This is a genomic window from Cryobacterium suzukii (genome assembly GCF_004403185.1).
GTDB classification, from domain to species: Bacteria; Actinomycetota; Actinomycetes; order Actinomycetales; family Microbacteriaceae; genus Cryobacterium; species Cryobacterium suzukii.
This window is the reverse complement of record NZ_SOHJ01000007.1, coordinates 39709-52640: the sequence shown is the minus strand read 5'-3', so window position 1 is coordinate 52640 and position 12932 is coordinate 39709. Positions and strand designations below refer to the sequence as shown.

The 12932-nt window shown below is 61.9% G+C and carries 10 protein-coding genes and 1 pseudogene; 6 read left to right on the top strand and 5 right to left on the bottom strand.

From position 1 onward, the window contains the following. Positions 1-27: 27 nt before the first annotated feature. The 3 genes from E3T39_RS07240 (at position 28) to E3T39_RS07230 (ending at position 3821) form a co-directional block, all read left to right on the top strand. Positions 28-1296, top strand: coding sequence for an acyl-CoA dehydrogenase family protein (locus E3T39_RS07240; protein ID WP_134514052.1), 1269 nt, complete (start codon positions 28-30; stop codon positions 1294-1296). Then, positions 1296-2396 (top strand): phosphotransferase family protein, encoded by a 1101-nt coding sequence (locus tag E3T39_RS07235; RefSeq protein ID WP_198416102.1) that lies wholly within the window; start codon positions 1296-1298, stop codon positions 2394-2396. Before E3T39_RS07240 ends, E3T39_RS07235 begins: the two co-directional genes overlap by 1 nt. A gap of 114 nt (positions 2397-2510) precedes the next feature. Continuing rightward, a complete protein-coding gene (locus E3T39_RS07230) occupies positions 2511-3821 on the top strand; it encodes an MFS transporter (RefSeq protein WP_134514050.1) in 1311 nt (436 codons plus the stop codon). Between the two features lie 127 nt (positions 3822-3948). On the opposite strand, the gene E3T39_RS07225 is transcribed toward E3T39_RS07230, so the two are convergent. Next, complete coding sequence (locus E3T39_RS07225; protein WP_166784078.1) at positions 3949-4524, bottom strand: acyl-CoA-like ligand-binding transcription factor; 576 nt, start codon at positions 4522-4524, stop codon at positions 3949-3951. A gap of 170 nt (positions 4525-4694) precedes the next feature. Between E3T39_RS07225 and E3T39_RS07220 the strand changes: the two genes are divergently transcribed. From E3T39_RS07220 to E3T39_RS16400, 3 genes and pseudogenes are all read left to right on the top strand, one after another. Further along, positions 4695-6296 (top strand): GMC family oxidoreductase, encoded by a 1602-nt coding sequence (locus tag E3T39_RS07220; RefSeq protein WP_134514048.1) that lies wholly within the window; start codon positions 4695-4697, stop codon positions 6294-6296. 301 nt (positions 6297-6597) lie between these two features. Further along, on the top strand, positions 6598-7347 hold the full coding sequence (locus E3T39_RS07215; RefSeq protein WP_198416101.1) for an SDR family NAD(P)-dependent oxidoreductase: 750 nt from the start codon (positions 6598-6600) through the stop codon (positions 7345-7347). A 97-nt stretch (positions 7348-7444) separates the two neighbouring features. Beyond that, positions 7445-7537: pseudogene (locus E3T39_RS16400) on the top strand (transposase); the annotation flags it as partial. 52 nt (positions 7538-7589) lie between these two features. Here E3T39_RS16400 and E3T39_RS07205 read toward each other — a convergent pair. From E3T39_RS07205 to E3T39_RS07190, 4 genes are all read right to left on the bottom strand, one after another. After that, positions 7590-8492: an MBL fold metallo-hydrolase gene (locus E3T39_RS07205; RefSeq protein ID WP_198416100.1), complete on the bottom strand. Its 903-nt coding sequence runs from the start codon at positions 8490-8492 to the stop codon at positions 7590-7592. 434 nt (positions 8493-8926) lie between these two features. Further along, positions 8927-10663 (bottom strand): ABC transporter permease, encoded by a 1737-nt coding sequence (locus E3T39_RS07200; protein ID WP_134514045.1) that lies wholly within the window; start codon positions 10661-10663, stop codon positions 8927-8929. Position 10664: 1 nt separating this feature from the next. Further along, entirely contained in the window at positions 10665-11678 is a 1014-nt protein-coding gene (locus E3T39_RS07195; RefSeq protein WP_134514044.1) for an ABC transporter ATP-binding protein, read from the bottom strand. Positions 11679-11770: 92 nt separating this feature from the next. Continuing rightward, on the bottom strand, positions 11771-12838 hold the full coding sequence (locus E3T39_RS07190) for an extracellular solute-binding protein (RefSeq protein ID WP_134514043.1): 1068 nt from the start codon (positions 12836-12838) through the stop codon (positions 11771-11773). Between the last annotated feature and the right edge of the window lie 94 nt (positions 12839-12932).

The window sequence follows — 12932 nt, the reverse complement described above, 5'->3', positions numbered from 1 at the left end:
GCCCCGGCCGCGAAAGGAAATAGAACAATGAGCACCGAGTCACTGCCCGCCGATATCGAAGATTTGCGAATCCGTACCCGCGAATTCATCCGCAGCACGGTCATTCCCGCCGAGCCGAGGCCGGGCGAGCGCCTGGGCCAGTCCACCCGGGACCGACTCCAAGCAGCAGCAAAGGCCGCCAATGTCTTTGCCCCACACGTCCCTAAGGAATTCGGCGGCCAGGGCGTCCCCATTCAGCACTGGTCCGCGATCCTTCAAGAGGCCGGATATTCCCCGATCGGCGCGTCCGCGCTCAACTGCATGGCGCCCGACGAAGGCAATATGCACATGCTAAATCTGATCGCCACGGAGGCACAGAAGCAGCGCTACCTTGTGCCCCTGGCCGCCGGCACGTCGCGGTCCTGCTTCGGAATGACCGAGCCGCACCCTGGCGCCGGTTCAGATCCGGCCGCCCTGCTCACCGAGGCGACAAAGGTCGACGGCGGATGGTCCATAAATGGTCACAAACGATTCACAAGTGGCGCCGACGGCGCAGCCTTTTGCATCGTGATGGCCCGCACCGAGGCTGTCGGAGACGCTCCGACCGGTGCCACCATGTTCCTGGTTGATCTCGACAACACAGGCATCCGGCTCGGCGAAAGCATCCACACCATGGACCGTGCCATCGCTGGCGGTCATCCCCACATTTATCTCGACGACTGCTTTGTGGCGGATGATGCGGTACTGGGTGCCGTCGGACTCGGCTTCAAATATGCCCAAGTGCGCCTTGGCCCAGCCCGTCTCACACACTGCATGCGCTGGCTCGGACTGGCCCGGCGCTCGCTGGACATTGCGCTGGACCGAATCGAGCGCCGCGAAATGTTCGGCTCCCCAATGAAGAACCTGGGCCTTGCCCAGGAACTGATCGCCCAGTCCGTGATCGACATCGAAACCTCCGATGCCATCATCGAGAAGACCGCCGCGCTGCTCGCAACGGATCCACGGGCCGGATCCGCGATGTCATCTATCGCAAAGGTGCACTGCTCGGAAGCGATCTTCCGGGTGGTCGACCGCGCCATCCAGCTCTGCGGCGGCGACGGTGTTTCAGACGGGCTCCCCCTGGCCTCCTACCTAAACGAGGTGCGCCCGTTCCGGATCTACGACGGCGCCAACGAAACCCATAAATGGGCCATCTCCCGACGCGCCTCGGCGGCGCGCAAGCGGGCTGTCGATGCGGGCGAGCCGTACCTGGCCGACGTGCACGGCTCCGATCTGCACGGCGCTGATCTCAACACTGAGCTGGCAGGAATCCGTTGATGCACACCGCTCCCGACGGCGTCGAAGTCGTCGCCAACCACGCCGACGCAGCGCGGCTGGGCTTGCCGCCGCTTCTCATCCTTGACGCAGTCGAAAAGTTCATGGATGCCAACGGGCTCGGTTTCGGGCCGCTGTCCTGGTGTCGGATTGGTGACGGCCAGTCCAATGTCACCTATCGTCTCCAGCGCGGCATCGAGGTGTTTGTGTTGCGCCGCGGCCCCCGTCCGCCCCTGCCGCGATCCACCCATGACATGGTTCGTGAGGCTCGGATCCAACAGCTGGTTAGAAAACAGGGGGTGCCGGTTCCCGAAATTCTCGCCATTTGTGAAGACGAGTCGCTGCTCGGTGTTCCCTTTTACATCATGTCTTTCCTGGGCGGCACCGTTATCACCGATCGAATCCCCGGCTACCTCGGCACCATGGCACAGCGCGAGGCGACCAGCGCCGCCGTTGTTGACACGCTGGTGCAGCTACATCAGGTGGATGTTTCCGCCGGAGAACTGGCCGCGTTCGGGCGCCCGGAAGGCTACCTAAAGCGACAGGTCCAGCGCTTTTCTGCCCTGTGGGAGGTGAACACCACCCGGAATCTGCCCGCGGTCGTCAGCATCGGCGGCTGGCTGGAACGCAATATTCCCACCAGCCAGGCCGCCACAGTGATCCACGGCGACTTCCGGGCCGGCAACCTGATGTTCGAACCGTCGTCCCCGGCACGCGTGATGGCCATTCTGGACTGGGAAATGGCCACGGTGGGTGACCCGTTGGCGGATCTTGGCTATCTCACGGCAACCTACTCGGAACCCGGAAGTTTTCCTACGCCGCTCGAATTGACCAGCGTGACCCGCGAACCTGGATATCTCACCCGCGATCAGCTCATTTCGCGGTACCGCGAGCGGATGCATGTGGATTTGGATGCGCTGCCCTGGTACCAGACGCTGGCACTGTGGAAGGCATCCATCTTCTGCGAAGCCATTTACACCCGCTGGCTCAAGGGTGAACGACCGGGCGACACCGGCTTCGGCCCCTCGCTGGAAGAAGGCGTCCCGAGGCTACTGGACGGTGCCCGGCACTTTGCCGGCGTCAGCTCAACCGTCGCATCCTGAACCCATTCCCCTGCGGGATCTACCCGCACGACAAAGTCGTCCGGCTTGCGATCCATCGACATCCCGCTTGGGGTGCACTGACGTGAATACCTTGAGGCAAAGGAGCCTTTTCTGATGACCCAGATTGACGAGACCGACAACGACACGGCCAGAGGAACCACCGGCGTCGCCGAACGGTCGAAACGGCGGGACCTGATCGCCAGCACTCTCGGCAACGTTCTCGAATGGTATGAGTGGAGCGCCTACGCGGTCTTTGCGCCGTTCATCGCCGCTGCCATGTTCAACCCCGAAGATCCCATCTCCGGACTCCTCTCCACTCTGGGAGTATTTGCCGTCGGCTTCTTGATGCGACCGCTTGGCGGCATCGTCTTCGGCCTGGTCGCCGACCGGCGCGGGCGCAAATTCGTCTTGGTCACAACAATGCTCATGATGGCCGGTGGAAGCCTGGCCATGGCTGTAATGCCGACGTATCAGAATGCCGGCGCCTGGGCGTCATTCCTGCTGCTCGCGGTCAGGGTCATTCAAGGGTTTGCGCACGGCGGAGAAACCGCTACCGCTTATACCTACGTGGCCGAAATTGCGCCGCGGCGCCATCGCGGACTCTGGGGCAGCGCCGTCTTCATCGCCATCTTCGGCGGGTCTGTATTGGCCTACGGTGTCGCTGGCGGTGTGACCAGCATCATGCCCGACGACAGTGTGGCGGCCTGGGGATGGCGTATCCCGTTCATCCTCGGCGCTTTCCTCGCCCTTGCAGCTCTCTACATGCGACGCAACATGGGCGAGAGTGAGGTCTTCGACGACCACACGGCCGGCACCGAAAAGCCGGCCCCGCTCCCGAAAGCTCAGGTTGCCCGAACAATTGTGCTGATGATCGCCATGACGTCTGGGGTGACAGCGGCTCATTACACCTGGACCTCGTACGCCTCCACGTACGCGATCACCCAGAAAGGCATGGACTCGGGCACCGCCTTCTGGATGACTCTGACGGCCCAGTTGATCGCCCTGGCAACTCTGCCGCTCTGGGGCTGGGTTTCCGACCGAGTCGGTCGGCGCCCGATGATGCTGATCTTCGCCGTTCTCATGATGGCGCTTTCCCTCCCCCTGACTGCCATGATCGGTTCGGCGGGGTGGACGCTCCTGCTCGCCTCGGCGATCGCTCTAGTGATCGTCGCCATACCCGGTGCTTTGCTTTCGGCCATCCTCTCTGAGAATTTTCCGACCAGAATTCGCACCAGGGCCATCGGTTTCGCCTATTCCATTTCAGCGGCTGTGTTCGGCGGCACCGCTCCCTACTTAAATGCCCTCCTAAACTCGCTGGATGTTGGCTGGCTCTCCAGCGTGTACATCATTGTTCTCTGCGCGTGCACGGGGATCGCCTGTTTCATCATGAAGGAAACGAAGGGCATCGACCTGAAAGACGCCTAAAATCTGTGTTCGGCGGTGGTGCGGCTCCATGGCCCACCGCCGGCACGGGGCAGCCGAGTGCCACCGATCGGCGGTGAGCCAGCTCGAGCCGCGGGCAACTGGCCGCCTCCCGAAAGATGCAACAGCTTTATTGAGTCTTTTCGTGTGCGAATGCGGCTTGTAGGGCTCTGGAGTAGTCCCGGAGGGCGGTTTCCACATATGGCAAGGGGGACGATTGCCCTGAGTGGAGCCACTTGCGGAAACCGACGAACATGGCGTGCCAGTAGCCGTGGCCGAGAACTTCCGGCAACGTGTCATCTGGGTCGAGTCCCTCTCGGTCAGCGATGAAGCGGGTGATGGCATCCCGCCAGGGTCGACCCTGCATGTACGCGTAACTTTGTAGGGACGGAACTGCCTGGATGAGGGTGACTTCGGCGCGCATGATGGGCAGAACAGCGGGATGGGTGTGCAGGCCGGAGAGTACGGCTGCTACGACCGCATCGGTGCTGACGATGTCGATGGGAGCATGCTCCAGCGCATTGGTGAGGTCTTCAAGCTGCCGGTTGAAACGGTTCCAGACGATGTCGGCTTTGTTCGGAAAGTAGTTGAACAAGGTTTTGCGTCCGATGCCAGCGGCGCTGGCGATGTTGGTCATCGTTGTCTCGTCGAAGCCGTTTGCTAAAAATAGGCCAAGACCGATCTCGGCGACGGCATCCACTGACACTGTCGGGGGGCGTCCTCGCCCTCGACTCTCTGCGATGTCGGGGGTAGCCATTGACTCGACCCTACTCTCTGGCAATACTTGAATTAGAACACTGAGTGTAATTAATGAAGTGTCTTCGACGCATGAATCGGTGCGTCCGTTGATCATCCACAAAGAAGAGGAAGTTCAGCATGAATTTTGACTACATTATCGTCGGCGCTGGAGCAGCGGGATGTGTCCTGGCCAATCGGTTGAGCGAGGACCCCGCGAATCAGGTGTTGCTGCTTGAGGCTGGAGGCTCCGATCGTAGTCCGGTGATTCTCGTGCCGAAGGGGTTCTATTTCACGATGACGGACCCGAAATATACGAAGAAGTTCGCCACTCAACCGTTTGGAACCGGTTCCGTAGAGCAGTGGTCGCGCGGTCGCATGATCGGCGGTTCCACCGGGGTGAACGGCATGGTCTGGAATCGTGGATGGAAGCCCGATTACGACTCGATCGAAGCGGCGGGAAATCCTGGTTGGGGGTGGGACACCTTTGTGGGTGCCTACAAGAGCATTGAAGACCACGCACTTGGCGCGTCGAATACTCGAGGCGTCGGCGGTCCCGTGGGGATTTCCGTGGCTTCGCCGCCCGAGGAAGTCAGTGAGGCCTTCATGGACGCCGCAGGGAAGCTCGGGATGAACCGGGAAGACGACCTGAACGGGAGCGACAATGAGCGCGTCGGATACGTATCGTCGAACATCGCGAACGGCTTGCGTGTCAGCGCTGCGGAAGCCTATCTACATCCGGTTCGGCAGCGCCCCAACTTGACGGTGCTAAGCCATTCGGAGGTTGGATATGTCCTCTTCGATGGGAAGCGTGCCACCGGCGTGCGCGTTGAGCGCAAGGGCGTGACGGTCGACTACTCCGCCCGTAAAGAAGTGCTCCTGGCCGGCGGTTCGCTCGACACTCCGCTTCTCCTCGAACGCTCCGGCATCGGAGATCCAGATCAGCTACGTTCCGCCGGGGTGAAAGTAGTCGTGGACAGCCCCAACGTCGGAGAACGGTTGCACGAGCATCACGGCACCAGCTTTCAATTCTCGATGCAGGGCGCAGACGGGTACAACAAGCAGCTCTCCAACGTATCTCGGCAGGTGCTCACCGGCACGAAGTATCTGATGCAACGTGACGGCGTCATGTCGTTCGGTGGCTATAACGTATTGATGTACTACAAGTCGGATCCGAAATCCGACCGGCCGGACACGCAGGGATTCTTCACACCCATCTCCACTGCGGCGGCATCGTTGACCTCGGGCAAAGTCAAGGTCGACAAAAACCCGGGAATGATGTTCCTGACGTATCCGCTTCGCCCGACGAGCACCGGCTCCATCCACATCACCGGCAACTTGCCGTCGAACAAGCCGACGGTTATCGCGAATTTCCTCGAAACCGAGCACGACCGCCGCCTGGTCGTTCTCGGGGCACGGAAGGGGCGCGAAATCATGGCCCAGAGTCCGATCAGTCGACTCGTGCGAGAGGAAACCCTCCCTGGCACTGATTACACAACGGATGAGCAGATACTCGAAAACGCACTTAACCGCGGCGGAACCGGTTACCACACGCTGGGCACGTGCGCGATGGGACCCAATGACGACGACGTCGTCGACGCACGGCTTCGTGTTCGCGGGGTGGAAGGACTCCGAGTCGTTGACGCGTCCGTCTTCCCACACATGCCATCGGGCAACAACAATGCCCCGACTCAGGCTCTCGCCTGGCACGCGGCACAACTTATCCTCGAAGATAACTCGTGAGCAACTCCCCTGCGCCGTGGTAGCGGCCTAGTTCGATCGGGTTTTGCGGGGTGACCCCGGCAGGTCTGCGGCTACCGGCTCACGGTCGAGTCGGTTAGTTATCGGAGACCCTCTCCGATAACTGGCCGACTGTGTTCCTAAGGGTCTTGCACGGCAGGCCCGTGTGATCGCCGCTGGTTTTCAGGCGCCGGCGACGCCGCTCTGCAGCCGCTCAGTGGCCGTGCGCCTCGGAGCCCTCGGTGAGCTGGCCCGAGTAGGGTGGCGAATGCATAGCTCAGACAAGCAACAAGGAGACAACACGATGACTGATTTTCAGGGAAAAGTGGCACTCGTCACGGGCGGCGGTTCCGGCATCGGGGCGGCCATCTCACGAAAGCTGGCCTCGGCAGGCGCGTCGGTCGTGGTCAGTGACCTCAGGCTCGACGCCGCGCTGAAGGTAGCCGAAGACATCACGGCCGCCGGGCACTCCGCCGCAGCAGTCGAGCAGAACACGACCGTTCCGGCGCAAGCGGATGCTGCCGTACAGTTCGCGATCGACACCTACGGCGCACTTCACCTCGCGGTGAACAACGCGGGAATCGCCCCGGCCCCAGCCCCCGTCGGCGAACTCGACCTTTCCGATTGGGACAAGGTCATCAACGTCAATCTGAACGGCGTCCTCTACAGCCTTCGCTACGAAATCCCCGCCATCGAGAAATCGGGCGGTGGCTCCATCGTGAACGTGTCGTCCGTCCTCGGCACCAACGGTGAACTCAACGCCTCATCGTACGTCGCAGCAAAACATGCCGTCGTCGGACTGACGAAGGCGGCCGCCCTCGAGTACGCGACCAAGGGCATCCGCATCAACGCCGTTGGCCCCGGTTATATCGACACTCCACTGCTCAGCACCCTGCCCAAAGAAACGTACGACGGGCTGGTAGGCCTGCACCCCATCGGCCGACTGGGAACGGCGGATGAGGTCGCCGACCTGGTCATATTCCTGCTGTCAGAAAACGCGAGTTTCATCACCGGCAGCTACCACCTCGTCGATGGCGGGTACTCGGCGCGCTGACCACGCGGCCCCACCAGCGGGCGGGACGCGCCAACGCACGGTTGCGTCCCCTGGGTGGTGTAATTTCCGGGGTTTAATTCGTTGGATTGTCAACGTAGTGCGCTCATTGAAATTCCGCGGCCTGGACGGTGTCAGGCTCGTCATCTTCGACGCCCACAGCGACCTAAAGAAGGCCATCAGAACCGTATTTGGGGTGCCTGTACTGAGTGGCCCGGGTGCGCACATTTCGCAGCGCGCCGGGGTCAGAATGGCCAGAGCCTTCGGATCCTGGCGCGCAGCTCCTGTCGTGCCATTTCGGATTCGCACGGCCCGTTGAAGATCGCGAAGTCGTCGAAGCGATGCGCGCCGGGACGGGTGGCCACCGTGCGGGTGGCAGTGACCACCGCTCGTAGCTGGTCGACGGTCATCGGGAGCGGCGCTTCGTGGGGATGGTAGGCGACGCTGCGTGCATAGTCGCGGCCAGGGCGGTTCGACATTTCGATGTGGGCTCCCATGACTCGACTCACTGGGTGGAGCTTTGAGAAGGTGAGGAGCCGGGCGACGCTGTCCTGGAATGCGGCGATGTCGTGCACGTAGAGCCGGCCGGGGTAGACCGTGTCACCCGTGAAGAGTAGTTCGGTGGTGGGGTCCCAGATCGCGATCGACGAGGCTTCGTGACCGGGGATGGCAAGGACCGCCAGCCGCCTCTCACCGAGTTCGAAATGCGCCTCCCCAGCGGGCCAGTCGATGAGTCCGAAGAACTCGGCGACGTCGCTCGGCGCGTGCCCAACTAGGACGGTACGTGGTCGATCTGCGAACTGCCCATCGGCGGCGATGTGGTCGCCATGGGAGTGACTGTGTGCAACCACTAGTTCGTAGTCATCGTGTGGATGCTGGGCAAGCCATTCATTGCACAGCCGGTCGACCAGCTCTCGGAGGGGGAACGACGCAGGGTCGGACGTCGCTCCTGTGTCGAGCAGTAGCGCGCGGGCCTCGCCGAACATCAGATAGAGGAAGGGGGCTTCGTAGTTGATGGCCATGCTCTGCCTGAGCACGATGGTGCTCGCGTCAATCCAGTGGGTCTGGATGAGCGGGTCCGTGGAGCGCCGGAACGGCGGCGCCCCGTGATTCCACCTGACGTCGAGATCCATCGGATTCGCTGGCACGGGTCAGAATGGCTGGTCTGTGGCGGGCAGCGGCTCCTGCGGTAGCCGCGACAGCAGCGTGGTCAGTTCGTGCTTCATGCCGAAAGGGTATGCCCTGACGCCGGGTGACGTGGTCCAGTGGTGTGATGAAACGTGATGTTTATGGGCGACGACGAGAACAGTTCCCCCAGGTGTCGAGCAATACCAAGGTACCGCACCCGCGCAGGGTGAGGATTCCGACCACCCATCCATCCCAGGGAACACACGCGACCGCCCGGGCAACGGATCCGGACCCTTCGATCCGACTCCCCCGGCGCCGACTAAAGCAGCGCGCTGGGAGTGTCGTGCGAACGATCGTTACCGAACATCACACGCTACAGACCGTGGCGTCGGACGAATTCACAAGCCACCTCGGCCGCACAACTTGAAACGTGCCGAGGTATCGGTTGGAGGAATCAGTTGCGGCTTGCGCGGCGGCGGGCGCGTCGCGTCGCGGCTCCGCTGCGCCCGTAGACGAGGTACATCGCCAGGCCCATGATGATCATCAGGAGCACGGTGTACACGAAGGTGATCGACATCGAATCCAGGTTGTTTTCGCCCTCGGTGCTGGCCTTGATCGCGATTCCCAATGGTTGGTATAGCGGGTGGTATAAGAACACGGCGGCGTCATAGTCGTCGAGCAGGCTGTTGAAGTTGAGCGCCGTGATCGCGGCTGCGGTCGGGATTACGAGGGGAAAGAGAACCTTGCGCAGGGTGAACATTGATCCCGCTCCGAGAATGCGCGCGGCGTCTTCCAGCGACTCTGGCACCGACGCGAACGCCGCTTTCAGCAGCCGTAGGGTGAACGGGATCTTCACAATGATGTAGGCCAGCAGGAGGAGGCTGGTGGTGCCGGTGAGTACCTGGCCGCCGACGAGCGCTTGCGGCCGGTCAAACGTCATGACCAGCGCGAGCGCGATCAGGATCGTGGGCAGGATCCACGGGATATGGAGGAGGTATTCGAGCAACCCGGTCACTGGGTTGCGATATTTCTGTAACACCCTTGCGACGAACAACATGCCCAGTACCACGATCGCCGAAGCCAGCGCGCTGTAGACGACGCTCACTATGAATGGGCGCAGTACCGACGGGGTGCCGAAAACGGTTGCGTAATTGTCGAGGGTCAATGCATCCCAGGTGATCATCCCGCGCAGAATGGCGGTCGAGTCGAGAAATGAGAACAGTACGATGAGCAGTACCGGCGTCGCGTAGACCACGAACAAGGCATAGGCAAGCACGTGCACGACGCCGTTGGTGACCCGATTGGGAATCTTCTGCTTTTGGAGCGGCGTGGCCACCTTGGCGACAGAAAAATACACCCCGGACTTCTCGGCCCGGTTCATCATGGCCAGCAGCACGATCGTGGCCAGGCCCAGGATGATGGCGAGCAGTGCGGCCAGATCCTGTGAGCTACTGCTCTTCGAGAACGTCAGAATCATCGGGGCAACCGTCTGAAAGTCGGTACCGCCCAGCACGATCGGAGCGGTCAGCGCACCAAGTCCAGTGAGGAACGTGAGCACCGTCACGGCGAAGATCATCGGGCGCAGGGCCGGCAGCACGATCCGCCACAGAATGCGCAGGGTTCCCGCCCCCATATTCCGGGCCGCCTCGATCGTCTGGTAATCGATCTTGGCGAGTGACGAACCAAGAAAAAGCATGTGGTTGGTGGTCGTTGCGAGAGTCATCACGACCACGACGGCGAAATATCCGGAAAACCAGTCACGGTCGATGTCGGGAAACCAGTTGCCCACCGCGTTCGTGACGAAGCCGTAACGACCGTAGATGAAGTTGTACCCGGCGGCGAGCACGATGCCGCCGTAAATGAGGGTTGTCGCGTAGCCGAGCCACAGTATCCGGGCACCCCGAATGGCGAAATAATCGGTGACGAGCACGATGAAAATACCCACCACGTTCACCGTCACGGCGAGCGTGCCGGCCAGCAGAAAGCTGTGCCACAGGCTGTTCATGGCCCGCTCTGAGCTGACCAGTTTCTCGAACGCGCGAAAGCTGAGCTGGCCGTCGGGGAAGAACGTGCCGATCAGGAGGGTGGCGTTGGGAAAGATCAGGAACGTGGCGATGAACCACACCGTCACCAGGGCCACGATCAGCACGAGGGGCGACCGCAGCATGGAACGCCAAGAGGAGGTGCGCATGCTAATACTGCAGGATCGACGAGGGGTCAATGTGTAGCTCGGCTCGCGAACCGGGCGCAAGCGGCGCCGCGCCGCCCTCGGGTACGAGCGCGCGAATCATGCTGCCGGAACAGTCGATCGTGTAGGTGCTGTGCGCGCCGTGGTACGCGCGTTCAGCGACGGTTCCCTCAAGACGGATGCTGTCGGCCGCGTTTGCAGGAGGCTGCAGCGACACCTTCTCGAGCCTCAGGTATGACGCCTTGTTTGGGTGCAGAGCGGTGCCGCCACCACGCTGCAGCCGCTGCACCACCTCGCCCGACAACTTATTCATGGCACCCACGAACGTGCACACAAACTCTGTGCTCGAGCGGTTGTAGATCTCCTCCGGAGTTCCCACCTGTTCCACCACGCCATGATTGAACACGGCGATGCGATCGCTCATCGTCAGGGCTTCCTCCTGGTCGTGGGTCACGTAGACCGTCGTGATGCCGAGCTCGCGCTGCAGGTTTTTGAGCTGTTCGCGCAGCTGCACCCGCAACTTCGCATCGAGGTTGGAGAGAGGTTCGTCGAGCAGCAGGATGCGCGGCTTGAGCACGAGCGCGCGCGCGATGGCCACGCGCTGCTGCTGGCCGCCGGAGAGTTCGGAGACGTTCTTGCTGAGCTGCTCCGATGTAAGCTCCACCTGCCCGGCTATTTCCGCGACGAGGGCACCCGTCTGCATCTTCTTTGTCTTGCGCACCTTCAGGCCGAAGGCGATGTTTTCCCACACGCTCATACTCGGGAACAGGGCGTAGTTCTGAAACACCATTCCCACGCTGCGCTTCTCGCTCGGAAGCTTCGTCGCGGCCTGGCCATCGATATAGATCTCGCCTTTCGTCGGTTCGATGAAGCCGGCGAGGGTGCGCAGCGCGGTGGTTTTCCCGCATCCGGACGGCCCGAGCAGGGTGAAGAACTCACCCTGCTTCACCTCCAAATTGAGTTCGGGAATGGCGGTGTGTTCGCCGAAACGCACTTCGATGTGGTCAAATCTAATCATGTGAACTCCCACCGGGTGCGGCTGTTGACGAAGCCGCACCCGGCGACTTGTGGCGGGTGATGGAGGTCGGCGCTCGTCGGCGCGGATGACCGTTAGGGCAGGTACTCGAGCTCGGTCTTCTCGACCCACTCGCCGATGTGCTCCCGGGTCAGTGCCCAGTCAATGTCTTGCTTGGGCAGTGATTCGATCAGCTCGACGACCGCGGGGAGCGCCTGAGCGCGGGCCTCGGTGTTCACGGGGTAAGCGGCGAATTTGGCCGCAAACTGGCCCTGCACGTCGGAGCTGCCGAACCAGTCAATGAACTCTTCGGCCTGCTCCTGGCGCGGAGTGCCGTTAATTACGGCGATCTGCTCTGTGACGTACGGAACACCGTCTTCGGGGCTGATGACTCCGGTGACCGTGCCGTACTCGGTATCACGACTCGTGATACCGCTGCTCGGAATCACGCCGAAATCGACCTCACCGCGGATCAACCGGGCATACAGGTCGGTGCCCTCGACAGCAGGCGAACCGTGCCCGAAGTATGCCTGCACCTGGTCCCAGCCATCGTCGGATATACCCAGGTCGCCGTCCTCGTCCGCGTAGGGAGCGAGAAGGCCCGCGAGCACCAGCTGTGGTGTCGCCTGGCCGAGGGCAGTGTTCACTTCGTAGTTACCGGTGTACTGGTCGCCGTCCCAGAGGTCGGCGATCTCGGTGGGGGCATCGGCTGCGCTGACCGTGTTGGTGTCGTAGGCCATGACGATGGCCTGTTCAACCAACGGCCAGAATACGCCGTCCTCCGCGTCGCCGGCGGTGCTGTCGACTTCGCCGGACCAGGCCGGTGTGTACGCGGAGACAGCCTCCTCGGCCTTGAGCGTTTCGAAGAACATGTTGTTTAACCCGAAGACCACGTCGCCCACGGGGTTATTCTTCTCGGCCACGATCCGGTTTGCGAGGTCGGCGCCGCCGAGGCCCACGATCTCGATGTCGAGGCCGGCAGCGGAGGCCTGCTCCGTGATCCACTCGCCACGCCCATCAGAGTTGGAGTTCGTGTACACGATGAGCGTTCCAGTAGCGTCGCCGGAAGCGGCAGTATCGGTCTCGGCACTGCACGAGGTCAATACCACGGTGCTCAACAGGGCGAGCGCGAAGGAGCTCGCGGTGATGGTGCGCTTATTCAATTGGTTGTCCTTTTCTGAGCCCGGTACAACCAAAAAGTCGCCCCCGAGCCAAACCTGTGATTCGACATTGACATCACCACGCTACGGCGGGGAC